Raw genomic sequence first — 24,878 nt, forward strand, 5'->3', positions numbered from 1 at the left:
CCGCGTAGCGGTGACAGAACCGTTCGGGCATTTCTGTCATCGCTACGCGGCTTTTTTCTTTTACTCGTTTTTATTCTACAAACCTGTCGCCGCTCTGCGGCTGTTCTGCTCCTTTGCGTGCTGCCCGGTATTACAAAACTGGTGCGGCTGTTCTGCTGTTCGCGGGTGCAAACCGTTACTGCTTCAGCGTGATGCCCTGCATCAACGAACCATTACCATCCGTCACGGCGTGGAAGGCTTGCTGCAGCTCGTGGTCCTGCTCGCGCAGCACCTGGTAGTAGGCGGTTTTGCCGTAGGCGCTACGAGCAATGTGAGCCTTGAGCTGGTTGCGCAACAGGGCCGTGCAGCGGCGCAGGCCGGCTACATCGTTCGGAATGCCGTCGTGGTTGGCCTTCACGGTGAGGGCCTGCAGCTGAGTGTCGGAGATGCGGAAGCTGGTGTTGAACTGCTCGAAGCGCATGGCTTCCAGCTCGTCGCGGTGGTCCTGGAAGAAGTTCAAGGCAAACTCGCGGATCAGGTTGTGGCTCTGCAGGCGGGTGTAGTAGGCTGAGTACGCCGACGTATCGCGGGGCACAAACAGATCGGGCATGATGCCGCCGCCGCCGTACACGGTGCGGCCCCGGTCGGTGCGGTAGCGCAGCGAGTCGGCGAAGTGGATGCTGTCGGCGTGGAAATACTCGCCGTGCTGCATGCGGCGCGTCAGCTCCTTCTCATACGCCTCGGCCCCGCTCCGGTACGACTTCTGAATGCTGCGGCCCGAAGGCGTGTAGTAGCGGGCAATGGTGAGGCGCAGCTCCGAGCCATCATTGAGAGCAATAGGCTGCTGCACCAAGCCTTTGCCAAAGGTGCGGCGGCCCACTACCAGGGCGCGGTCGTGGTCTTGCAAAGCGCCGGCCACCACTTCCGAGGCCGAGGCGCTGCCTTCATCCACCAGCACCACCAGCGGGCCATCTTCAAACTCGCCCAGCGTGCGTGAGTAGGTTTGCGTGTCGTACTGGTCGCCTTTGCCTTCCGTGTACACCAGCTTCTTGGTGCCGCTGATAAACTCATCGGCCAGCTTGGTGGCGCGGTCGAGGTAGCCGCCGGGGTTGCCGCGCAAATCGAGTACGAGGCGGGTGAGGCCCTGCCGACGCAGGTCGCCGAGGGCCTGCTTGAACTCGTCGTAGGTGCCGCTGGCAAAGCGACTCACCTTGATGTAGCCGGTTTCGTTGTCGAGCATGTAGGCCACGTCTACCGAGCTGTTCGGAATGCGGTTGCGGTTCACCGCTACCGTCATCGGCTTCGACTGGTGGCGGCGCTGCACCAGCAGCTGCACGCTGCTGCCGCGCGGGCCGCGCAGCTTGCCAAACATCTGCTCGGTGCTGATGCGCACGCCCGACACGGCCACGCCATCTACGGCCAGGATCCGGTCGCCGGGCTGCAGGCCGGCCAGTTCGGCGGGGCCGCCGCTCAGGGGCGAAACCACCGTCACGGTATCATGAAACAGGTTGAACTCCACGCCTACCCCATCGAAGTCGCTCTGCAGGAAGGCCGAAGCCTGCTGCTGCTGCCGGGCCGGAATGAACACGGAGTGCGGATCGAGGCGCTCCAGCATCCGGGTAATGGCGTAGTCCGACAGCGCCTCAGCATCCACCGAGTCCACGTAGTCGCGGTCCACGTAGCTCAGGATTTCCTTGAACTTGAGGTAGCCCCGGGCCGTGCCGTCGGGGTTTTGCTCGGAGGCGCGAAACGGGTTGGCTCCCACCAGAATGCCGCAGGCCAGCACCAGCGCCAGCAACAACGGCTGGCGAATCTGGGCCCGCGTGTTGCGCGGGGCCGCAGCGGGCTCCGCCGCAGGGCGGGGCACCGGAGCAACAGTCGACTCGTCGGTCATAAGCAGTTGAGAGTGTACAAGTTTGGTCGATAATTCGAATGCTTGCCGGGGGTTATCCTTCAAAAATATTGAAACTTTTCTAAGAAACCCAGGTGCTACATGGCAGCATAGCAATTTTCCAATAACAGTGCAATTCATTATTTATTAAGCGCAATAAAACCCTTATTCATCCGAAAAAACAGCTTCCCGACGGGTGATTCAACCAACTATAAACCAAAGGTAGTTTTATGACTTTACGAAGGACCAGTTGATTCGCTCAATGCCGGTACCCAGCCGTTTGGCCAAGGCTTTCACCCGTTGAACCATGACCGAGTCTGGTAGCCGGAAACTTACCTTTGTCTGACAGTCGTATCTTTGCGAACCCGGCTGCTAACTTCAGCGCGGACTGTGCGGTTGTCCTTATCTCCCTTTCTCTTCACCGATGGGCCGAATTCTTGCCATCGATTACGGCACCAAGCGCGTGGGGCTGGCCGTGACGGACCCGCTGCAGCTCATTGCCACACCTCTGGAAACCATTCATAGCCAGGAGCTTCTGGCCTACGTGAAGGCGTATCACCAGCGCGAGCCGCTGGCGGCGCTGGTGGTGGGCATGCCGCGCACGCTGCTCAACGAAGACACGAACGTGACCAGCGCCGTAGTGGGCCTGATCCGGACGCTGCGCCGGGAGCTGCCCGAGCTGCCGCTGCACGAGATTGACGAGCGCTACACTTCGCGCATGGCCCAGGCCGCGATGCTGAGCGGCGGCCTCTCCAAAAAAGACCGCCGCGACAAGGCCACCATCGACCGGGTGAGCGCCACCCTTATTCTACAATCCTTTCTCGAATCCCGATGATTTACCCCATTGTTGCCTTTGGCGACCCGGTGCTGAAAACCCGCGCCAAAGACATTCCGGCCACCATGCCCGCCGCCGAGCTGAAACAGCTAATAGGCGACATGTACGACACCATGTACCATGCCCACGGCGTCGGGCTGGCCGCGCCCCAGATTGGGAAAAGCGTCCGCCTGTTCGTGATTGACTCCACGCCCATGCTTGATGAGAACGACGAGGACGAAGCAGCCGAGAACGTGGAGGCAGGCGAGGCCGACCCCACGGAAGCACCCGTGAAGCGAGCCTTCATCAACCCGGTGATGGTGAGCGAAACCGGCGAGGAATGGGGCTTTGAAGAAGGCTGCCTGAGCATTCCGGGCGTGCGCGAAATGGTGTACCGCCACGAAACCATCGTGATTCGCTACGAAGACGAAAACCGCGTGGCCCGCGAGGAAACCTTTTCCGGCATGACGGCCCGCGTGATTCAGCACGAGTACGACCACCTGGAGGGCGTGCTGTTCACGGACCTGATTTCGGGCTTTAAGAAGCAGCTCATCAAAGGCAAGCTCACCCGCATCAGCAAGGGCGACGTGAATGCCGACTACCGGATGCGCTTCGCCGGCCAGGGTCGGCGGTAATTCAGAACGTAGCAGAACGCAACCCGTCTGTCATCCTGAGCAAAGCGAAGGACCTTCCTCTTCGTTAGCACAAAGCCTTTTTAAATGAGCAAAGCCCTTCACCGTTCGCGTGGTAAAGGGCTTTGTGCGTTGAAAGGCATATTGTAGTAGCCGAAGAGGAAGGTCCTTCGCTCTACTCAGGATGACAGATGAAGGATGACAGGCGACTTGCTTATAGCCCTTGCCCAACCCAAACTCTTTTTCTTTACATTCGGCAGCTATAAACTACCTGTCTGTGAAGAAATCTGTACTACTGAGCCTGCTTTGCGCTTTGCTGCTGCTGCCCAGCCAGCCCCAGGCCTGGGGGTTTTTCGGGCACCGCCTCATCAACCGCCTCGGGGTGCTTACGCTGCCGCCCGCGATGATCGGGTTTTACAAGGCCAACATTGACTATCTGACCGAAAACGCCACCCGGCCCGACTCGCGCCGCTCGGTGGTGCCCGATGAGGCCCCGCGCCACTTCCTGGACGTGGATGCCTACGGCGACTCGGCCCTGGCCCGCCTGCCCCACAGCTGGACCGATGCCGTGGCCCGCTACGGCGAAGACTCGCTGAAGCGCCACGGCATCGTGCCCTGGCACGTAGCGCGCATGAAATACCAGCTCACCGAGGCCTTCAAAACGCGCGATGCCGACAACATTCTGCGCCTCTCGGCAGATATGGGCCACTACATTGCCGATGCCTGCGTGCCGCTGCACACCACGCGCAACTACAACGGGCAGCTTTCGGGGCAGCGCGGCATTCATGGCTTCTGGGAAAGCCGCCTGCCCGAGGTGCTCAGCGCCAACTACGACTTCTTCGTGGGACAGGCTACGTACCTCGACCAGCCCACCGAAACCATCTGGCAGGTGGTGGGTCGCTCCCACGCCGCCGTCGATTCGGTGCTGCGCTTCGAGAAGGAGTTGACCGGCAAGTTCTCTGAGGACCGCAAATACGGCTTCGAGGAGCGCGGCAACGCCACCGTGCGCGTGTACTCCCGCGACTTCACCAACGAGTATCACCAGCGCCTGAACGGGCAGGTGGAGCGCCAGCTGCGCCTCGCCGTGCACCTGGTAGCCTCCTACTGGTACACCTGCTGGGTAGATGCTGGCCAGCCCGACCTGGATAAGCTGCCCAAAACAGCTTCGGAAAGCGAGAAAAAGCGCCTGGCCCGCGAAGCCGTGGAGCTGCGCAACGCGCCGCCGCAGGCGGCGGTGCCGGGGCATGAGGACTGAGTTTTTGTAGGGCGAAAGCAGTGTCATTGCGAGGAACGAAGCAATCCGTCCTCTGAAATGTTGAAAGCTCCTTTTCACCAGAAAGCCCTGACGTGTGGTTGCGTCAGGGCTTTTTTGTTTATAAAGCTTAGCTCATTGTCCAGGACGGATTGCTTCGCGTTGCTCGCAATGACAGCACATCAGCACATCAAAAAATCAAATTCCCTCCGTTTCGTGCAGCTTGTCCAGGTCCAGCACCACCATGCCGTCCGGCTGAATGTCGTAGGCGCGGATGTAGCGGCGGTTCCATTCCAGCTCTTCGTGGCGGTAGGAGTTGCGGGCGTGCACGTCCTGGGCGAAGGTGTCGTCGTAGCCTTTGAGCAGGATCAGGATTTCGGCGTCGCGGGCGGCTAAGTCTTCGGCGGTGAGGTTGTGGAGCGGGCTTTCTTCGGTGATGTCGTGGACGACGGTCCAGTTCAGGGGGAAGAAATAGACCGAGTCGCGCTCCAGCTTGAGGTCGTGGTAGGTGCGGTTGCCGTGGGCATCGGTGAACTGCAGCAGCACGCGGGCCCGCAGCTCCACCAGGGTGCTGCGGTGGCGGTTGGCAATGCGAAACTGCAGGTTGGGCGTGCCATTGGCCCGGCGCGACATGAGGGCGGTGCGGCTAAACAGGATGCCCGCCCTGGGTCGTGAAAAGCGCCCGTAGAGCAGGCCGGTGGCCAGCGCGGCCATCAGCAGGCCCGTCATAGCCTCCAGGCTGGCCAGCAGGCCGGTGCCGATGCTGTTGGGTGAGATACCGCCGTAGCCGACGGTGGTGAACGTCTGGACGCTGAAGAAAAACGCCTGCAGAAACGGCGGAATGTGCGTTTGGGCGGCCGTGCCGTTCAGGTGCTCCAGGCCTAGCAGCAGGTAGCCGCCGGCAAAGAGCATATTGACCAGCGTGAGCGTGCCCAGCAGCAGCAGCATAAACCGCCGCCAGCCCATCGTAATCAGCTCCTGGTACAGGTCATGCACGTGGCTCTGGCTACTGCGGCGGCGCACGTTAAAGGAGCCGTCGTGGTTGATGGCGCGGCGCGTGGGCCGGCCAAAGTTGACGCCAATGCCCGGATCGGCGGTGCTGGGCGGGGCGACGGGAGCGGAGCGGGAAAAAGCAGCCATAACTTGCCGAAGGTACTGACTTTCGGCCCGGCCCAAAGCGGGCCGCCTAAGCCACCCGAACGACTCGGGCCGCCGCCGACCGGGACAAGCTGCCGGACCCGAGCCAGTGCCGGCGGCGTTGTACTTTGCGCTCCATTTATGAAAAGCCTGACGACCATTCTACTGCTCACTATCTCCAACCTCTTTATGACGTTTGCCTGGTACGGGCACCTGCAGTTCCGCCGCATTTCGTGGCTGCACGGGCTGGGGCTGGTGGGCGTCATTCTGCTCAGCTGGGGGCTGGCCTTTTTCGAGTATGTGTTTCAGGTGCCCGCCAACCGCATCGGCTTCGCGGAAAACGGCGGCCCGTTCAGCCTGTTTCAGCTCAAAGTCATCCAGGAAGTCATTTCGCTCACGGTCTTCACGCTGTGCGCCGTGTATGTGTTCAAAACCGACACGCTGCGCTGGAACCATCTGGTCGGGTTCGGGCTGCTGGTGGCGGCCGTGTACGTCATTTTCAGGAAGTGGTGAGGGGCCCAAAAAGCCGCGTGGCGGCGACAGGTTTGGAGCCTTGACGTGGAAAGAAGCGGAGAGCGGCGCAGTGGTGATAGAGCCGTTCTGGCGTTTCTGCCACCGCTACGCGGCTTTTTCGTGCAATCCCTCAGATGGGCTACAAACCTGCCGCCGCTACGCGGCTCTTGCCCGCTATCAGGCTGAAAAAGTGCCGGGCAACTCGCTTCAACTGAATGCGTAGGAAAGCCGCTGCCTCATCCGGGGCCTTCACCGTTCAACTCATGCGCAAAACGTACTACCGGCTTTTTCTTGTCCTGATTTCAACTTTTATCATTTCCCCGGTTTCGGCCCAGAAAGTGGGTCTGGTGCTCAGCGGCGGCGGGGCCAAAGGGCTGGCCCACGTGGGCGTGCTCAAGCAGCTGGAAAAAAACCGAATTCCTATCGACTACATCGTGGGCACCAGCATGGGGGCCATTGTGGGAGCCCTATATGCGGCCGGATACTCGCCCCGCGAGATTGAGGAAATCGTGCTCAAGCCCGAGTTTCAGAACTGGGTTTCGGGCCGCCCGCCCGAAGACAAGGTGTATAACTATTACGAGGCCGAGCCCACGCCGGCGGCCCTGCACCTGCGCCTGGCCATCGACTCGACGCTGAAAACCCGCGTGTCGGCCCCGCTGGTGAACGACGTGACGCTGAACTACGTGCTTTCCACGATGCTGGCCCCAGCCGGTGCCATCTCGGGCTACGACTTCAACAAGCTGATGGTGCCCTATCGCAGCGTGGCTTCCGAGGTGTTTACGCGCGAAAAAGTGGTGCAGCGCGGCGGCTCCCTCTCCGATGCGGTGCGCAACTCCATGTCGTTTCCGCTGGCCTTCCGGCCCATTCGCGGGCAGGATGGCCGCTACCTCTTCGACGGGGCCGTGGTCGATAACTTCCCTACCGGTGTGATGCGCCAGGAGTTCAAGCCCGACATCATCATCGGTGTGAACGTGGGCGACGTGGCCTTTAGCAAATACCCCAAGGAGAAAGACGACGCGCTGCTGACCAGCACGCTGCTGTTTCTGGGCTCGAATGTCGCCGACACGGCCTCGGTAGGCCGAAACGGCATCTTCATTCAGCCCGACCTGGACGGCATCACGGCCGCCGACTTCAACAAGGTGAAGCAGCTGGTGCAGCTGGGCGAGCAGGCCGCCGAGCGCAAGATGGAACTGACGCTGAGCCGCATTCAGCGCCGCGAAGACACGCTGGCGCTGCAGCAGCGCCGCCGGGCGTTTCAGGAGCTGGCCCCCAAGCCCGAGTTCAAGCAGATAACGGTGCAGGGCCTGCCGCGCGAGCAGCAGGAATTCGTGCGGCGCTTCTTCCGCAAAACCGGCACCAGCTACTCGCCCGGCGACATTGAGGAAGGCTACTACCGCCTGGTAAACAACGACTTCTTCAACAACGTGTACCCGCGCATCCGCTACGACCAGCAGCAGAAAGGCTACGTGCTGGGCATTGATGCCCGCCAAAACAGCAACCTGACCACCGACCTGGGCGTGCTGCTGTCCACGCGCTCCATGAGCAACTTCTACCTGGGCCTGGCCTACCGCTACCTCAACCGCTACCTCTACACCATCCGCGGCGACGTGACCGTGGGGCGCTTCTACAATGGCACGCGCGGCTCGTTTCGGGTGAGCGTGCCGGGCCGCATTCCGCTGTATTTCGAGCCCACGGTCACCTTCAACAACTTCAACTACCAGGATACGGGCGGGCTGCTGGGCACGGCGGCCCAGAACACGCAGCTGCAGCAGCGCGACGTGAAGGCGGAGCTGAAAATCGGCTTCAGCCCCAACTTCCGCAGCCGCTACACGCTCAGCGGCGGCGTGTTCACCAACCGCGACCGGTACGCCAACACCGACGAAATAAGCTCCAACGCCCTGCTCGACCAGGACCGCCTGGATGGCCTCACGGCCGCGTTCCACTTCGAGCGCAACTCCCTGAACCTGCGCCAGTATGCCGTGAGCGGGCGGCGGGCCGATATGAGCCTGCGCGGCGTGGCGGCCCGCGAAGCCTACGAGCCCGGCTCGACGGCCGGCGAGCTGCCGGGCCGCAACCGCAACCACCAGTTTCTGAAGCTGCACCTTTTTAACGAGCAGTACTTCACCTTCAACAAGTCCGATTCGGTGGGCAGCCGGGTGCACGCCTGGGGCTACATGGCCGAAATAGTGGCCACCACGCAGGGCCGCTTTGCCACCTACCGCGCCTCGCTCACCATGGCCCCCGCCTTCTTGCCCCTCCCCGACTCGCGCACCCTGTTTCTGGACCGCTACCGGGGCACGGCCTACGCCGCCACCGGCCTGCGCTACGTGAAGGCCATTGCCGGCTCGCTGGAATGGCGTACCGAGGCCTACGTGCACGCGCTGGTGCGGCCCTTCGAGCGGGAGCCGGGCAATGCGCTACTGGCCCGGCGCGGGACCGTCGTCAGCCGCCCCTACCTCACGGCCATGACGGGCTTCGTGTACCAGACCCCCGTCGGCCCCGCCGCCCTGCAGTTCATCCGCTACGACGACCCCAACTACCAGTTCGGCGTATTCGCCCACATCGGCTACGTGCTGTTCCGCGACCGGTCTCTGGAGTAGTGAGATGGTGAGATGGTGAGATAGTGAGTTTGATGTTCGGCTTGCGCCAAATGCGCGGATTGCGCAAATCGAACATCAAACTCACTATCTCACCATCTCACTATTTCACTAATATGAGGGCGGTGGAGGCGGGCAGGGTTAGGGGTTGGTTGGCGGTGATGGTTAGCTTTTCCAGGCCTTTTTGGTTTAGCTCAGCTCCGCGCAGGACTACGGTGTAGGTGCCGGCGGGCACGGCTACTTGGGTGGGCGTGCGGTTGCCGTTGAAGAGAACCGTGATGGTGCCCCAAGGGTCGCCGCCGGCGTGGTTCTGTAGCTCGTAGCCAATGGTGTTGGGCGGCATAGCGGGCAGAAATACCAGATGCTGCTGCACCAGCTCGCGGGTGGGCAGGCGGAAGGCCGGATGCGTCCGCCGCAACGCAATGAGCCGGCGGTAGAACTCGAAGATGGGGCGGTAGCGCGCTTTGCGGGCCCAGTCGAGCTGGTTCACGCTGTCGGGCAGGTTGTAGGAGTTGTGCGAGCCGCCTTTGGTGCGCAGAAATTCGTCGCCGACGGGCAGGAACGGCACGCCCTGGGAAGTGAAAACGATGGTGTTGCTGAGCAGATCCATCCGGATAAGCTCGGCTTCGGTCGCGCCGGGGTTGGCCACCGTGAGCTTGTCCCACAGCACCCGGTCGTCGTGGCAGGCCACGTAGTTGATGGCCTGGCCGGGCTCGTTGGCCCAGGGCGCTTTCGAGTAGTTCACCTTGCCATAGTCGAGCTGCGGATGCTGGGTGGCGGCCACGATGCCAAACTTCACGCTTTCTTCCAGGCCGGGCCGGCCGCTGGCAAAGCCGGGCTCGTTCTGGCGGGCATAGTGGCCCTTCACGCCGTCGCGCAGTTCGTCGCCGAAGGCCGCCACACGGTTCAGCTTCAGCACGTTGACCTTCACGGCCCGCTCGGCCTCGGGCAGCGGGCTGGGGCCGGCCGTCCAGCCTTCGCCATACACGAAGATGCTATGATCCACCTCGTCCAGGGCCACGCGCACGGCCCGCATGGTGCGGATGTCGAGCACGCCCATCAGGTCGAAGCGGAAGCCATCGACGTGGTACTCCCGCGCCCAGTACGCCACCGATTCCACGATGAGCTTGCGCACCATGGGCCGCTCGGAGGCTATTTCGTTGCCGCAGGCGGTGGCATCGGAATACCGGCCGTCGGCATTCTGGCGGTAGTAGTAGCCGGGCACCAGCTGGTCGAAGGAGCTGCGGGCGGCGTTGGCGGTGTGGTTGTACACCACATCGAGCACCAGGCGCAGGTCGTGGCGGTGCAGGGTTTGCACCAGCTGCTTCAGCTCGCGGATGCGGCTGGCGGGGTCGGCGGCATCAGTGGCGTAGGAGCCCTCGGGCACGGAGTAGTGCAGCGGGTCGTAGCCCCAGTTGTAGCGGTTGGCGGCGGGCTGGCTTTCATCTATCGAGGCGAAGTCGTTGGTGGGCAGCAGGTGCAGGTGCGTGATGCCCAGCTCCAGCAAGTGCTGCAGGCCCGTACTTACACCTTCCGGCCCTTTGGTGCCGGTTTCGGCCACGCCCAAAAACCGCCCCTTACGCCGCACGCCCGACTGCGGGTGCTGGGTCAGGTCGCGCACGTGCGCCTCGCCGATTACGATATCGGTAGCGTGTTTCAAGCGGGGGCGCTGGTCGTCGGGCCAGCCGGCGGGGATGGCCGTGGCGGGGTCGAGCAGGGCCCCGCGCAGGCCGTTGAGGCCCACCGCCCGCACATACGGGTCGGGCACCTCTGCCATCGGCTGGCCCCCAATGGTGGCCTGCACCACGTAGAAGCGGCACGGCAGCGGCACGGGCATCTTATACACCCATGTGCCGCCCGTCGATTTCTGCATGGCATACGACGCCACCGGCTCGCCGCCCGTGCCGCTGGCATAGAGCTTCAGCCGCAGAGCTTCGGCCGTAGGAGCCCACACCCGCAGCCGCGCCTGCCCCCGCACAAACGTCAGCCCCAGATCGGAGCCGGCGTAGGTAGGATACGCGGTAAAATCCGGCAGCTTCGCAGCCCGCTCCGGCCGGGCCGCCCCCAGCACAATCAAACTCAGCAAGCCCAGCAAAGAAGGAATCCTCATACCAGCAAAGGTGAGAGGAAAGTGGTGATTTAGTGACTTAGTGATTTAGTGAGTTTGATGTTCGATTTGCGCAAGTGGCGCAGTTGGCGCAAATCGAACATCAAACTCGCTAAATCGCTAAGTCACTAAATCACTATCTCACCATCTCACCAAAAGCCCGCAGCAGCTCGGCTACTTCGGTGGGGGCTTCGTAGGGGAGCAGGTGGCCCGCGCCAGGAATTATTTCCAGCGGCGTGCCTTCGGGGAGGTGAGGCAGCGTTTCGAGGCCATGCACGGAGGGCGACATGATGGGGTCGGAGCCGCCGGCGATGATGAGGCAGGGTATCGGCAGGCTGCCCAGGCGGGCGGTGATGTCTTCGCGGCTGCCGTGCAGCATCCAGGCTTCCCAGGCGGCTTTGGTGGCGCGCAGGTTGTCGGCTACCACCTGGGCGTGGGCGGCGGCGGGCACCGGGCGCGTCAGTATCCGGCGGAAAGTTTTCTCGGCCTCGGCGGGCTTGCCCCAGGCCCGCAGGCTGGCGTGGCGGTCGGCATCGGTCATGGGCTCGGGGCTGGGCGGCGAGGGGTTCAGCAGCACCAGGCCAAGCAGGCCGGCGGGGCGGCGGGCGGCCACTGCCAGCGCTATTTTGCCGCCCATGCTATGGCCCACCAGCACGTAGCGCGTCAGCTTGTGCTCCTGCACTAAACCGATAATCTGGTCGGCGTAGGCAGCCACGCTGTAGTCGGCGGTCGGCGGCGGGGCCGCGCCGAAGCCGCTGAGGTCGGGGGCCAGCACTTGGTACTCAGGGGCCAGCAGGTCGGCAATGGCCTGCCATTCGCGACCGGAGCCGGCCCAGTAGTGCAGACAAACAAAGGTGAGCGGCGCGGGGGCGGGCATGGCGGAAGAAAAGTAGGGCGGGCGTGGGGCAACGCAGGCAGAACCACGCCCGAGGGAAAAAGTCTGCCGGCCGCGCCAAATCTTCCGGCCCACGACTGGCCGCAGCCCCCGCCAGACTCAAACGGCCGGCTTTCCCAGGAAAGCCGGCCGTTTGAGTCTGACGTACACGCACTAAAAACCCTATAGGACCTTTTTGCGGGCGGCCTGAAATTTCTTCAGCTGCGGATCGACGATTTTCTTGTCGCCAACCACCACGATGGTCATGGCCTCGGGGCGCACATACCGGCGGGCGGTTTCGCTCACCTGCTGCGGGGTCACGGCGTTAAGGTTTTTCACCTGCTCGGTGAGGTAGCTGTCGGGCAGGCCGTGCAGGCTCAGGGTATTGAGCTGGTTGATGATGCCGCCCGGCGTGGAGTTGCGCAGCACAAACAGCCCCGACTCGTAGTTCTGAATTCCCTTCAATTCCTCAGCCGAGGGCGGCGTTTTGTGCAGCCGCTCAATCTCATACATGATTTCCCGGAGCGAGTTGCCGGTATCCTGGGTGGTCACGTCGGCGTTCTGGCTCCAGTTGCCGGTGCGGTAGTGCGTTTCGATATAGCTGTAGGGCGAGTAAGTGTAGCCCTTGTCTTCGCGCAGGTTCAGAGTGATGCGCGAGCCGAACGAGCCGCCCAGCAGCGAGTTCATCACCCGCAGTCGCAGGTAGTCGGGGTGCGAGGGGTCTACCACGGGCAGGCCCAGAATGATGGTGGACTGGGGCGCGCCGGGGCGGTCCAGGGTCAGCACCTCGGGCCGGGTCCGGGATTTGGCCACTTCAATGCGCGGGGCCGGCCCCTGGGGCATACCGGCCCAGGCCTGGCTGATGGCCTCGCGCAGGGCGGCCTTGTCGAACTTGCCGGCCACGAACACGCTGGTGCGCTGCGCTCCGTACTGGCTTTGGTAGAAGGCCTGCACCTGCGCCATCGTCAGGGCCTCAATCTCGGCATCGGTGGGCAGGGGGCGGCCGTAGGGATGCGCGCCGTAGAGCGCGGCCGTGAACTTCTGGCGGGCCTGGGTGCCGGGCTGGGCGCGGGCCAGATTCATTTGCCGCTTAAAGTCGGTTTTGATGCGGGCCAGCTCACTTTCGGGCAGCTTCGGATGCTGCACCACGTCGGCCAGCAGGGTGGCCAGCTCGGGGGCAAACTCACTCAGGCAGGAGGCCCACACAGTGGTCTGGTCGCCACCCACCGACACGTTCAGCGAGCCGCCCATGCGGGCCACCCGGTCGGCCAGCTGCGCCGCCGACAGCGTGGTGGTGCCTTCGCTGAGCAGGGTGCCCAGCAGGTCGGCCACACCCACCTGGCCGGCGGCCTCGTGCACGTTGCCGGCCTGAATGGCCACCATCATCGTCACCTTGGGCACTTCGCCGTAGGGCACCAGGCGGGCTTTCAGGCCGTTGGCGAGCGTGAAGTCTTCGCGGGCGGGCAGGGCAAAGTCGCGGGGAGTGCCGCCGGGGGGCGGGGTTTCCAGCGGCCGGGCCGCGGCTTTGGCGGGCCGGGCCGCAGCAGGTTTGGCGGGCTTCGTGGTTTTGGTTTGGGCCTGCACCGCCGGGGCGGCCAGGGCCAGGGCGGCGCAGAGCAGCCCGGTTCGTAGCGTGTTCATGGCAGAGTCGGGTTAGCTTTTGGCCAGGGGATTCACAATGAGAATGGTGCGGTTGGTGGGCCGCAGATACTCCTGAATAGTGCGCTGCATCAGGGCCGGCGTCACCTTCCGGAACTCGGCTTCGAGGGTGTTGATGCGGCCGGGGTCGTTGTCGAACATCGCAAACGCGGCCAGCATATCGGCGCGGCCGAAGTTGTCGGAGCCGGAGAGCTGGTCGTAGAGGCTGGAGCGCAGCTTCACCACCGCCAGGTCCAGCGTGGCCTGATCGATGCTGCCGCGGCCCAGGCGGCTTATTTCGTCATCGAGCACGCGCACCACCGAGTCGGCTTTCACGTTGCTGTCATACACCAGGTCGCCCATCCAGAGCATGGGGCCGGCGTAGTTGAAGGCATTGCCGAGGTAGTTGATACCGCCGCTCACCGTGTTGGTGTAGCCGCGCTTCTGCACCAGCGCCTGGTAGAGGCGGCTGTCTTTGCCCTGCAGCAGAATCTGGTCGAGCAGGATCAGGGCGTAGTATTCCGGCGTATTGCGCTCGGGCATGTGGTAGGCAAAGGCCAGGGCCGGCTTGGTGGCCAGCTTATCGTCTTTGGTGAAGCGCTGCTCCTGCTCCTGGCGCGGCTCCGTGATGTCGGGCTTGGCCGGGGGCGGCGAGCTGGCAATGCCGGCAAAATACTTCGTGACCCAGGCCTTGGCCTCGGCCGGCTCAAAGTCGCCTACCACGGCCAGCACGGCGTTGCTGGGGGCGTAGTAGGTTTTGAAAAACGCCAGGGCATCGGGCTGGGTGGCCGCGTCGAGGTCTTTCAGGTCGCCGTAGAAATTGTGGGCGTTGTTCCAGTTCTTGTTGGCGTACTGGGGCATATCCAGCCACGGAAAGCCGCCGTAGGGCTGGTTGAGCACGTTCACGCGCACCTCGCTTTTTACCACTTCCTGCTGGTTTTTCAGGCTGGCCGGCGTGAGGGCTACGCCGCGCATCCGGTCGCCTTCCACCCACAGAATGGTTTCGAGCTTGTGCGCCGGCACCACCTCGTAGTAGTTGGTGAAGTCGAAGCGGGTAGAGCCGTTGTTGATGCCCCCGCTGCTCTGCACGATCTTGTCGAACTCGCCTTTGGGCAGGTTGCCGGAGCCCTGAAACATGAGGTGCTCAAACAGGTGGGCGTAGCCGGTCCGGTCGCGGGGCTCGTTGCGGAAGCCTACGTTGTAGTACACCGCCACCGTGGCCGTGGGGGCCGTATGGTCGGGCGAGAGCACCACTTTCAGCCCATTCGGCAGCGTGTAGTACTCCACCGGAATCTGGAAGGCGGGGGCCGCTTTGGGAGCGGCCACCGCCACGGCCGCTGGGGCGGGCTCCGGGGCCGTGAGCACCGCCGTGGCTTTGGGCGCACACGCATCAAGCGCCAGCAGGGCCGCCAGCAGGCTCCAGCCGGCCGGTTGGCTCATCAACAGTTTTTTCATAGGAAGCGGAAAGGAAAAGGCTGTAAAACGCCTTCAACCTACACAATCCTACTCAGAAATAACTTGAAATTATCCTGTTAAAAACCTCAGGCTCCCTGTGCGCGCCAGTCGGGTGCCCACAGGGAGCCTGAGGTTTTTAAAAGCCCCGCCGCTACCGGCGGCAGCGCCTCCCCGCTTACACCTCCACTTTCAGCACGGCGGGCTTGCGCGTCACCTCAAATAGCTCGCCGTGGGGCACTATGGTAATCTGACCGTATTCCTGCAGCAGCATTTTGTAGGCTTCGGCTACGGGGCGGGGCTTGCGGTCGAGGTCATAGAGGCCGCAGGCATTCACGCGGCCCAGCTTCTGGCTCAGGCCAATGTCCCAGTCTACCTGGTCGATGAGCGAGTACCAGGTGAAGCCCAGCACAGGCACGCCCTCCTTGCGCATCCGGAGAATGTTCACCCACTGCTTCCAGAGCCAGGCCGGGGCCTCATTGGGGTCGAAGACGTTGGTTTCGGTGTGCATCACGGGCTTGAGGTAGCGCTGGTAGTAGTCGTGCGTGATGTTGTACCAGCCCAGCACGTCCATGCTGGTTTGCACGGTGCCGTCGGGCAGCACTATTTTCTCGTTGCGGCCGTAGTAGTCGTTGCCCATAATCTGGTAGCCCGGTGGCTCGCCGGCCATAAACCAGTCGTACTCGCGGCGCGTCATGCCATTGTCGAGCAGGTAGCTGAACACCTCGGCATCGGGGTGGTAGGCGTAAAGCAGATCGAGCGCCAGGAAACGCAGCTTGTTCTCAATCTGAATGGCCGGGGTGCGCGTGGCCCGCAGCTCGTGCGTAAACTCAGCCGACTCGCTCTGCACGATGATGCAGTCGGGCCGGTGGCGGGCAATCTGCTGGGTGCCCATGATGCTGGCCGCCACCGTGTGCTTCAAGGCCGTTACGAAGGCTTTGTCGGAGCGCAGCTGCTCGTTCCAGATACCGTCTTTGGCGCTGAGCTTGGCCGTGACGTAAATCTCATTCACGGGCGTGTAGTAGCGCACCCACGGGTAACGCTTGGCCACTGCCCCGGCATACTCGGCAAAATGCACCGGCAGCTCGGGGTTCTGCAGGTTGCCGATGAAGTCGGGTACGCCGAAGTGCATCAGATCCAGAATCGGGGTGATGCCCAGGCGCTGCATCTCGGCCATCGCCAGGTCGGCAAATTCCCAGTCGTACTTGCCGGGGGCCTGCTGAATGCGGTAATACGGCAGGCCGTAGCGCAGCACTTTCAGGCCCATTTCCTTCACCAGGCCCAAATCCTCTTTATAGCGGTTGTAGTGGTCGCACTCGGCCAGCAGGTCGCGGCGGGTTTTGCCGTGGTCGATGGTGGGGTAGCTGCACTCGATGCCGGTGGCAAACATGAAGCTGCCGGCACCGCCGGTAGGCAGGCCGCTGCCATCCTGGCCGCCCGCGCCGCCGTATTCGTCGCCGGCATAGTCACCATCGCCGAAGTGGTCTTTTATCTGGGTCAGGAAGCTTTTCATGGGTGCGTGGTAGTGGCGTGTTGTCCGAGAAACTTATCGGCGGTGCGCAGCGAAAGCGCCATGATGGTGAGCGCCGGGTTTACGCTCAAAGCACTGGGGAATACCGAGTTGTCGCAGATGTACAAGTTGGGCACGTCGAAGGCGCGGCCGTTGGCATCCACCACCGCGTCGTCGCCGCTCAGGCCCATGCGGGCGGTGCCAATGATGTGGGCGTTGCGCGGAAACGACCAGATATCGGTAGCGCCGGCGGCCTCCCAGATGCGGCGCATCAGCGCTTCGGCGTGGGCGCTCATGCGCAGCTCGTTTGGCTGGCTGGTGAAGTGAATGCGGGGCTTGGGCAGGCCGCGGGCATCTTTCTCCTCGGCCAGCTCCAGAAAATTCGCCTCGTGCGGCAGGCAGTCACCCAGAATATTGATGCCGGCTACGTGGTTGTACTGGCGCATGTAGTCGCGCAGCGGCTGGCCCCACAGGCCCCGCCCCCGGGCCACTTCCCCAGCAAAGGTCACGGGCATCACACCGATGCTTTGCAGCAGGTAGCCGCCGGCAAAATCAGCGTCTTTGGGCCGGTGCGTGTCTTCCGAAATCAGCGCGCCGGGAATGCCTTTGTAGGGCCGCACGGCTTCCTCGAACGTGCCAAATACCTGCACGCCGGGGTGAGCCATGAAGTTGCGCCCGACGTGCCCGCTGTTCAGCGCCAACTCATTGAGCAAGAGCAGGCGTGGCGTTTCGATGGCCCCGGCGCACAGAAACAGATGGCGGCAGCGCTGGCGCACCTGCTGGCCATTCTGGGTGTACACCACGCCCGTGATGCGGCCGGTTTGGTCCCGCTCAATCTCCGTGACGTAGCTGCCGGGCCGGATGTCGGCCCCGTGCTTCGCGGCCAGCGGCAAAAACGTAACGTCCATGCTGGCCTTGGCCCCGGTGCTGCACCCGGCCTGACAAAAGCCGCGGTTGGTGCACGCCTCGCGCCACCCCACTCCCTCCTGATAGTACCGCGCCGACAGGGCCGCATTGGCCGCCGGCGAAGTGCGGATGCCGAGCTTCTCACAGCCGCGCTGCATCAGCTGAGCCGCGCCATTGAGCGGCAACGGGGCCAGCGGGTAACCCTTCTTGCGGGCCGGCCCCCAGGGGTAGGGCGTGGGCCCCGAGATACCCAGAAACTGCTCCAGCTCCTCAAAATACGGTTCCAGCTCCTCATAGCCGAACGGCCAGTCCTGGCCCACGCCGAAGTCGCGGCGCAGGTGCAGGTCGGCGGGCTGGGGGCGCGGGGTGTAGGCTGTGTAGTGCAGCGTGGAGCCGCCCACGCCGGTGCCGGAGTTATTTTTGCCGAAGGCAATGGGGTCGTGGCCGGCGGAGAGGCGCTCATCGTTCCAGAACAGGAATTCCTGGGCTTTCTCGTCGGTGGCGAAGTCTTTTTTCGGGTCGTGCCAGGGGCCGGCTTCCAGCGCCACTACCTTCAGTCCGGCCATCGCCAGGCGTGCCAGCAACGGGGCGCCGCCGGCCCCGGTACCAATCACCACGCAGTCTACCTCGTCAGCAGGCGCGGGAATCTCCAGCGGTTTTTCCAGCTCCGTTGGGGCCTGGGCGGCATTATCGGCCAGAATGCTTTTGAGCAGCGGATCCTGCACTTCCGTTTCCACGGGGCTCAAAACGCCTTCTTCTAATGCTTCTTCGTCGGGCATTTATTTAATGTGCTAATGTGGACTGAATGTGCTGATGTGCTAATGAATTGGATGGACGGACGCTGTAGTGAAAACGGACTTTTTGGGCCTGTAAAGAACTGTAACTGCTCTGCGGCGGAAATGCACTATAGGAACAATGCCCGCCGCCAGATCATCAGTGCATCAACAAAATCAGCACATTGCCCTCATTAGCACATCAGCACATTAGATTTCCCGGTCTTCCTTTTCGTTGAGGCCGATTTTGGTCCAGCCGGGCACGTCGGCCATGCCGGCGTAGCCGATTTCCTCCTGGGCCAGCGGGTGGGCGTAGTACGTTTCGGTCAGCTCGGCCAATAGCTCCTCGAAGAAGCGGGCGGCGGGCACGGTTTGCCAGATTTCGCCGGGGGCGGTGCCCTGCTGCACGGCCTGCAGCACGGCATCCTGCTGCTCGGGGCTTAGCTGCTCAAACTCCCGCTGAAACAAGGCCTGGGCACTTTGGCGGATGCCGCCCAGGCCGAGGCGAAAGGCTTCGCGGTCGGGCGGCAGGGCATCGTAGCGCCAGCCATCGGAGGTGCCGGCCAACAGACGCTGGTCGAGGGCCGGGGCCAACTCGATGGGCGCGGGGCGCTCGGGCTGCGGGAGCAGGCGGGCGGCCACGGCGCGGAGCAGCTCGTATGTGTCCTGCTCAAAGAATTGTGGCGTGTAGGGCGGCGCGTGCAGGCGGGCTTCCAGGGCGGCGCGGGTGGCCGACGTCACCAGGTCGGTGGCCAGCAAAGCCCGCACGGAGCCGGATGGATAAGGGGATTCGGACATGCGGGCGAGGGATTGGGTAGCAAGCGGGACAGTAGCAATACCGCCGAGATACGCCGAAGGTTTGCCGGTGGAGGCCACACTTCAAGCAATTCAGGCCAAGCAATAGCCGCAGCGCGGCGGCAGGTTTGTAGAATCGTACCCGGAAAAGAAGAACAAGCCGCGTAGCGGTGACAGAACCGTCTAACCGACTCTGTCACCGCTACGCGGCTTTGGTCTTCTTTCATTTTGAATGCTACAAACCTGCCGCCGCGCTACGGCTACTTTGCGCCTCGGGCTTACTTACTGGTCCGAACTCATCTTGCCTCCGGTCACGTGTACGAGGCTGCCGGTCATGAAGGAGCCGTCCTGGGAGGCGAGCAGCACGTAGGCGGGGGCCAGCTCCTCGGGCTGTCCGGGGCGCTGCAGGGCCACTTCGTAGCCGAACTTCTCGATTTCCTCGCGGGGCATGGTGGCCGGAATGTTGGGCGTCCAGACCGGGCCGGGCACCACGCAATTCACCCGGATTCCCCGCTCGCCCAGGTGCGTGGCCAGGCTTTTGGTGAAGGCGTGAATGGCCGATTTGGTGGCGGTGTAGTCAATCAGCAGCGGGTTGCCGGTGAGGCCCACGATGCTGCCGGTGTTGATGATGCAGTCGTCCTTCTGCAGGTGCGGAACCGCGGCCTGCGCCATCCAGATGTAGCCCAGAATGTTAGTATCGAAGGTGCGGCGAATCTGCTCCTCGGGTATGTCCTCAAACTTTTCCTGCGCCATCTGGAAGGCCGCGTTGTTCACCAGAATATTGAGCCCGCCCAACTCGGCGCGGGTGCGGCGCACGGCCTGGCGGCACTGCTCCGGGTCGCGCACATCGAGCTTGAGCAGCAGGCATTTGCGCTTGCGCTTTTCTACCTGGCGCTGGGTTTCCTGCGCGTCCACGTCGTTTTCGTTGTAGAGCACGGCCACATCGGCCCCCTCCAGGGCAAAGGCAATAGCCACGGCCCGCCCGATGCCGGAATCAGCCCCGGTGATGAGGGCAATTTTGCCTTCGAGCTTGCCGGCGGCTTTGTAGTTGGCGAAGTCGGTGTCGGGCTGGAGCTTCATATCGGCCTGTTTGGCCGGATAAGGCAGCTTTTGCGCGGCGGCCTTCATGTCTTTGGCCGTAGGGCGCTTCTCGGGTTTGGCAGCGGGAGTGGCTATTTTGGCGGGGACTTTGGCCGGCGCGGCGGCTTTTTTGGCGGGCATGGCGGAGCGGTAAGGTTGGGAGGATTTGCTTACGCAAAAAGCTGATTGGAAGCTACGGCTTGCGGCACAAACCCCTCCCCCAGCCCCTCCCCAAAAGGGAGGGGAGCGTTCTGAAATATCACTCGGCTGGCGACTCTACGTCACCAAACAGCCGCATAGCGGCGACAGGTTTGTAGAATCCAAGCCGTGTAAAAGCACAAAGCCACGTAGCGGTGACAGAACCGTCAGAACGACTCTGTCACCGCTACGCGGCTTTAAATTGCTTCAGACGCAATTCTCTCTACAAACCTGCCGCCGCTATGCGGCTAGCGGCTGGTTCGTGCCTTGGCTGGATAATGCTTTCCGCCTACACCGCGGCTCCCTGCTCAGCCAGCACCGGATAATCGGTGTAGCCCTCGGCGCCGGGGGTGTAGAAGAGGTCGGGGTTGGGCTGAGCCAGCGCGGCATCCTGCTCCATGCGCTCCACCAGGTCGGGGTTTGAGATAAAGGGGCGGCCGAAGGTGATGAGGTCGGCGCGGCCACTTTGCAGGTCGGCTTCGGCGCGCTGCTTGTCGTAGCCGCCGCTGAGGATGAGCGTGTTGGTGAAACGCTCGCGGATGCCTGCCACCATCGCGGCCGGCACTTTGGGGGCCCCCATGCTGGAGTGGTCCACGAGGTGCAGATACACCAGATTCAGCTTCTGCAGCTGCTCGGCCAGGTACAGATACTGCGCGTCCAGCTCGTCGAAAGGCTTCAGGTCGCCGGCCTGGCTGTGGGGCGAAAGGCGGATGCCCACCCGCCCGGCCCCGATGGCGGCGATGGTGGCCTGGGCCACTTCCAGCGCGAAGCGGCTGCGGTTTTCGATGCTGCCGCCGTACTCGTCGGTGCGCTGGTTGGCGGCCGGGTTCAGAAACTGCTCAATCAGGTAGCCGTTGGCCCCGTGCAATTCTACGCCGTCGAAACCGGCTTCGATGGCCAGCTTGGCACTTTCGGCGTGCTGCTGCACCAGGGCTTTCACCTCCTCAGTGCTCAGGGCGCGGGGCGTGGGCTGGGGCTGCATCTGCTGCTGGTCGGTCCACATTTCGCCGGCGGCGGCAATGGCTGATGGGGCCACAATTTCGGCCCCGGCGGGCAGGTTGAGCGGGTGCGCAATGCGGCCCGTGTGCATAAACTGCACGAAAATCCGGCCGCCCTTGGCGTGTACGGCCTCGGTCACCAGCTTCCAGCCGGCCACCTGCTCCGGGCTATACAGGCCCGGAATCCGGGAATAGCCCAGCCCGTCGGCCGTTGGCGAAGTGCCTTCAGTGATGATGAGGCCCGCGCCGGCCCGCTGGCCGTAGTAGGTGGCCATCAGGGCGTTGGGCACGTTGCCGAGGGCGCGGCTGCGCGTAAGCGGGGCCATCACGACGTGGTTTTTGAGCGTGATAGTGCCCAGCTTGGCGGGCGAAAACAGAATAGCTTGATCCTGAGACATGGAATGGAAATTAAACGACGAAGCCCGCCCCGACTGAGGCGGGCCGCCTGCCCGGCGGGCAAGCGCGGGTATTAACCGGAGCGGGGTCGAAAGGTTGGCGCGGCCCCGGTATTGCTTCCCAAACCGATTTTTTGGCCCGCTACCCGCCCGGCTGCTACCTTCGGCCCGGCCCGGCCGGCGGGCTGCCTGCGAATCACTTCCCTCTATGCCCTACAAGCTGCCCTGGCCCCTGCTCAATCGGCTGGCGTTTGGCCTGGCCGTACTGCTGCGCTGGGCCCACGAGCTGGCCATGCCCGCCCTCACCCGCGACATGCAGACCCAGACCGAAAGCGCCGTGAACCTGCTGCGCGGCCACGGCGTGAGCCTGGCCCGCGCCAACTGGCAGGATCTGTCGGTGCCCATTTTCGAGCCGCTCAACCTGTGGCCGCCCGGCTACGCCTGGCTGATGGCGGCGCTGCTGCGCTGGGTGTCGCCGGAGTTTCTGGTGGCTACGCAGGCCACGCACTGGGCTGGCTTGCTGGGGTTGCTACTGGCGTGGTGGTATTTGCTGAAGCCGTTGCGGCGCGACCTAGTGCCGTACGCGCCGGCCCTTATTTTCCTGTTCTGGGGTCTGAGCAACGCGCCGTTTCACCTGCTGTTCGGCACCGACCTGCTGGCGCTGGCCTGCTATACCGGCGGGCTGGCCGTGCTGTTCGGGCTGCTGACGCGGCCGGCCGGTAGGCGGCGCAAGTGGCCCGGTTTTGGGGGCGCACTACTAATGAGCGGGCTGGGGTTTGGGGCCTGCCTGCTGCGGTTTGCCTACTATCCGCTGGCGCTGGCGTTGCCGCTGGCGCTGCTGCTGTTCGGTTGGCGGTGGCGGCCCCGGCTGGTGCGGCCGGCGCTGGCGGCGTTGCTGCTTCTGGCGGGGCTCATTGGCGGGTTATTGCTGTACCAAGCTCGCGTGGCGGGCGATGCGTACTACCTCACCAAGTTCTACACCCAGCTGCGCACCGAGCCGGCCAGCGCCGCCGTGCTGGGTCTGTACTGGCATCATCTGCTCCAATTCGACCCCATTCTATACCACAGCTTTTTCTCAAATGAGCTGGATTTCAGCCGGCTGACTCACGGCGCCTGGCTGCGGGCCGGGGCGGTGCTGACTGTTTCGGCGCTGGTGGCGTTGTTGCTCGGGTTGGGGCTGCGCCGGGAGTGGCGGGCGGCGCACCGCCGGGGGCGCTGGTGGCCCACGCGCCGCGTGGTGTTTCACCTGCTGGCGGGTGGCGCGGCCCTGCTTTGCGCGGGGTTGCTCGCGGCCATGTCGGTGCGCTATCCGGCGGCGCTGGTGGGCTGGTTTGCGGGTGGCCGCTGGACCTACGTGGCCGATACGCGCTACTTTCTGCCGGTCTTTCTGAGCATCTCGGCCATGCTGCTGGTGCTCACGCTGGCCCGGCCGCCGCGCCTGCCGCGGCCCTTGGTGCGAGGGGCGGCGCTTGGGCTGCTGGGCGCTTCCCTGCTGCTCTCGCTGCTCACCCGCGACCGGCGCACCGCCCAACAGTTGGGGCAGCGCCCGGCCTTCTTCATCGACCAGGCTCCCGGCGTGGCCGCCGACGTGCGCCGCCTCGACCACTTCCTGCGTACCGTGCGGCCCGGCCAGCCGCTGCTGCTGGGCCGCAACTACTACAACAAGCGCGTGGAAATAGCCGCCCGCCTGGCCGGCCACATCATTCTGGACGCCGATTCGCTGCTGGCCCAGCAGCCCCTACGCACTTCCCGCCCGGTTTTGATGCTGTTTGACCTGAACCCCGACACGCCGCCCACGCCGGCCGTGGCCGCGTTTCTGCAGCAGCACCAGGCCCGCCAGCGCCTGTGGCTCCCGGCGCTGCGGGCCGATATTCTGAGTCTCGAAATCCGACCCTGACACCCCTACTGCACCACCACTTCCACGCGCCGGTTGCGGGGGCGCTGCTGCGGGTCGCGGTTGTCGGCCACGGGGCGGGTGCCGCCGTAGCCCACGGCCGTGAGGCGCACCGAGTCGATGCCCTGCTGCACCAGATACCGGCGCACCGTGCGGGCGCGCTGCTCGGAGAGGCGCAGGTTCAGGGCGGGCTCGCCCACGTTGTCGGTGTGGCCGGCTATTTCGAGGCGCAGGGCGGGCTGGGCGCGGAGCATTCGGGCCAGCTGGTTTAGCAGCGGCCGCGAGGTGGGCAGCAGCGTGGCGGTGCTTTGGGTGAAGTAGAGGTTGGAAAGCGTAACGGCCGCGCCTTTGCGCAGCGTGGCTAAGTCCGGCAGCGTGTCGGGAGCCGTGGCTGGGCCGGGCAGCGCGGCGGCCGGCGGGGCTACTGGCGGGGTCGGGGCGGGCCGGCGCGGTACGGGCGCGGTCCGCCGGGCGGGCGCCGGGGCGGCTCTGGCAATTGGCGCAGCCGGGGCGACAGAAGGCACAACAGGGGCCGGGGCCGCCACGCGGCGGGGGCGCACCGCGGCGTTCGGTATCGGTTTGGCCGAAGGCGGCAGCGCGGCATACAGATTGTCGGCCGGAATGGGCTGGGGCTCGGCCGCGGAGCCTGGCAGCTGCCAGGTGAGCCGGGCGCGGGTATCCCATTGCACTTGGTAGTACTCGGCGCGAAGCGGGTAGTAGCGCCCGCCCACCAGCTCGATTTCGGTGGCGGTTTCCGTGGCCACCTGGTCGCGCCAGGCGTCCAGAATTTTTTTGCCACCCAGCCACACCCGCATGCCGTCGTCGTTGAGAATGCGGAACGTGTAGCGGCCACTGACGGGGATGTACAGATGGCCCATCCAGCGCACCGAGAAGCCCTCGGCCGGTACGCCCGGTGCCGGCGAGAGAAACCGCTGGGTCGATTTATCGGGGCTGGTGGGGCCGTAGGTCCAGTCGAAGTCGATGGTTGGGTCGAGGCGGGTGACGATAAGGGTTTCGAAGTTCTGACCTTCGAAGTACTGCCCACGCAAGCCGCGGCCGGCGGTTTTGGGCACTTGCTGCGCTTGCAAAGGCGCCGCCAGGCCCAGCAGCAGCGCCAGGGCAGCGAATACGCGGGGAACGACGGCGGGTAGTGACAGCATACCGAAAATGAGGCGGGAAGGAAGCCCAACGGTTGTTTGAGCCCCGGGATTCAGGCGCTGAATAACGCACAAACCGGCCATAAAATTGGATTAAGCAGCCTATTGCGGTATCTTCGCTTTGTTACTTATCCAGAAAGACCGAGGGACTGGGCCCGATGACGTCTTGGCAACCTGCTACACAAGGTGCCAACTCCCATTCCAAAGCTCCGGCGCTGGAAGAAGATAAGTACAGGACTCGCTTCTGCGCGGCTCTTTCTGGATAGGCTTGTTGTTGAATGCCTTA

At 63.8% G+C, this 24,878-nt stretch carries 18 protein-coding genes and 1 riboswitch; of the genes, 6 read left to right on the top strand and 12 right to left on the bottom strand.

Annotated features, from left to right (window positions below; genetic code table 11):
- Nucleotides 1-175: 175 nt before the first annotated feature.
- Nucleotides 176-1,873 (bottom strand): S41 family peptidase, encoded by a 1,698-nt coding sequence (locus tag BUB62_RS01505; protein WP_073105275.1) that lies wholly within the window; start codon nt 1,871-1,873, stop codon nt 176-178.
- Nucleotides 1,874-2,294: 421 nt separating this feature from the next.
- On the opposite strand from BUB62_RS01505, the gene ruvX reads away from it, so the two are divergent.
- From ruvX to BUB62_RS01520, 3 genes are all read left to right on the top strand, one after another.
- Nucleotides 2,295-2,705 carry a Holliday junction resolvase RuvX gene (ruvX, locus tag BUB62_RS01510; protein WP_073105278.1) on the top strand — a complete coding sequence of 137 codons (411 nt, stop codon included), beginning with the start codon at nt 2,295-2,297 and terminating at the stop codon, nt 2,703-2,705.
- Nucleotides 2,702-3,319, top strand: coding sequence for a peptide deformylase (gene def, locus BUB62_RS01515; protein ID WP_073105280.1), 618 nt, complete (start codon nt 2,702-2,704; stop codon nt 3,317-3,319). The genes ruvX and def overlap by 4 nt, the downstream gene beginning before the upstream one ends.
- Before the next feature lie 274 nt (nt 3,320-3,593).
- A complete protein-coding gene (locus tag BUB62_RS01520; protein WP_073105283.1) occupies nt 3,594-4,571 on the top strand; it encodes a zinc dependent phospholipase C family protein in 978 nt (325 codons plus the stop codon).
- A gap of 195 nt (nt 4,572-4,766) precedes the next feature.
- On the opposite strand, the gene BUB62_RS01525 is transcribed toward BUB62_RS01520, so the two are convergent.
- Nucleotides 4,767-5,708: an ion channel gene (locus BUB62_RS01525; protein WP_073105286.1), complete on the bottom strand. Its 942-nt coding sequence runs from the start codon at nt 5,706-5,708 to the stop codon at nt 4,767-4,769.
- 138 nt (nt 5,709-5,846) lie between these two features.
- On the opposite strand from BUB62_RS01525, the gene BUB62_RS01530 reads away from it, so the two are divergent.
- Both BUB62_RS01530 and BUB62_RS01535 read left to right on the top strand, forming a co-directional pair.
- The gene (locus BUB62_RS01530; protein WP_073105289.1) at nt 5,847-6,218 is read left to right on the top strand and encodes a DMT family protein; all 372 of its coding nucleotides are present in this window, start codon (nt 5,847-5,849) and stop codon (nt 6,216-6,218) included.
- Nucleotides 6,219-6,433: 215 nt separating this feature from the next.
- Nucleotides 6,434-8,818, top strand: coding sequence for a patatin-like phospholipase family protein (locus BUB62_RS01535; protein WP_073105292.1), 2,385 nt, complete (start codon nt 6,434-6,436; stop codon nt 8,816-8,818).
- A 100-nt stretch (nt 8,819-8,918) separates the two neighbouring features.
- Here BUB62_RS01535 and pulA read toward each other — a convergent pair whose 3' ends face one another.
- The 9 genes from pulA to BUB62_RS01580 form a co-directional block, all read right to left on the bottom strand.
- Nucleotides 8,919-10,925: a type I pullulanase gene (gene pulA, locus BUB62_RS01540; RefSeq protein WP_084538734.1), complete on the bottom strand. Its 2,007-nt coding sequence runs from the start codon at nt 10,923-10,925 to the stop codon at nt 8,919-8,921.
- A gap of 133 nt (nt 10,926-11,058) precedes the next feature.
- The gene (locus tag BUB62_RS01545) at nt 11,059-11,799 is read right to left on the bottom strand and encodes an alpha/beta fold hydrolase (protein WP_073105295.1); all 741 of its coding nucleotides are present in this window, start codon (nt 11,797-11,799) and stop codon (nt 11,059-11,061) included.
- Between the two features lie 180 nt (nt 11,800-11,979).
- Nucleotides 11,980-13,437: a M16 family metallopeptidase gene (locus tag BUB62_RS01550; protein WP_073105298.1), complete on the bottom strand. Its 1,458-nt coding sequence runs from the start codon at nt 13,435-13,437 to the stop codon at nt 11,980-11,982.
- A gap of 12 nt (nt 13,438-13,449) precedes the next feature.
- Nucleotides 13,450-14,889: a M16 family metallopeptidase gene (locus BUB62_RS01555; protein ID WP_234988508.1), complete on the bottom strand. Its 1,440-nt coding sequence runs from the start codon at nt 14,887-14,889 to the stop codon at nt 13,450-13,452.
- A gap of 175 nt (nt 14,890-15,064) precedes the next feature.
- A complete protein-coding gene (locus tag BUB62_RS01560) occupies nt 15,065-16,399 on the bottom strand; it encodes a family 1 glycosylhydrolase (protein ID WP_073105300.1) in 1,335 nt (444 codons plus the stop codon).
- Nucleotides 16,396-18,081, bottom strand: a complete 1,686-nt coding sequence (locus BUB62_RS01565; RefSeq protein WP_084538735.1) for a GMC family oxidoreductase — start codon at nt 18,079-18,081, stop codon at nt 16,396-16,398. The genes BUB62_RS01560 and BUB62_RS01565 overlap by 4 nt, the downstream gene beginning before the upstream one ends.
- 204 nt (nt 18,082-18,285) lie before the next feature.
- Complete coding sequence (locus tag BUB62_RS01570) at nt 18,286-18,873, bottom strand: gluconate 2-dehydrogenase subunit 3 family protein (RefSeq protein WP_073105303.1); 588 nt, start codon at nt 18,871-18,873, stop codon at nt 18,286-18,288.
- Between the two features lie 279 nt (nt 18,874-19,152).
- Entirely contained in the window at nt 19,153-19,998 is an 846-nt protein-coding gene (locus tag BUB62_RS01575; RefSeq protein WP_073105957.1) for an SDR family oxidoreductase, read from the bottom strand.
- A 439-nt stretch (nt 19,999-20,437) separates the two neighbouring features.
- Nucleotides 20,438-21,544 (bottom strand): alkene reductase, encoded by a 1,107-nt coding sequence (locus BUB62_RS01580; protein ID WP_073105306.1) that lies wholly within the window; start codon nt 21,542-21,544, stop codon nt 20,438-20,440.
- Between the two features lie 205 nt (nt 21,545-21,749).
- Here BUB62_RS01580 and BUB62_RS01585 point away from each other — a divergent pair, with 205 nt between their 5' ends.
- Complete coding sequence (locus BUB62_RS01585; RefSeq protein ID WP_073105309.1) at nt 21,750-23,438, top strand: hypothetical protein; 1,689 nt, start codon at nt 21,750-21,752, stop codon at nt 23,436-23,438.
- Nucleotides 23,439-23,443: 5 nt separating this feature from the next.
- Here BUB62_RS01585 and BUB62_RS01590 read toward each other — a convergent pair whose 3' ends face one another.
- Nucleotides 23,444-24,595, bottom strand: a complete 1,152-nt coding sequence (locus BUB62_RS01590) for a PA14 domain-containing protein (RefSeq protein WP_159437381.1) — start codon at nt 24,593-24,595, stop codon at nt 23,444-23,446.
- A 122-nt stretch (nt 24,596-24,717) separates the two neighbouring features.
- Nucleotides 24,718-24,824: riboswitch (SAM riboswitch) on the top strand.
- Nucleotides 24,825-24,878 lie beyond the last annotated feature (54 nt).

The organism is Hymenobacter daecheongensis DSM 21074 (assembly GCF_900141805.1).
GTDB lineage: Bacteria > Bacteroidota > Bacteroidia > Cytophagales > Hymenobacteraceae > Hymenobacter > Hymenobacter daecheongensis.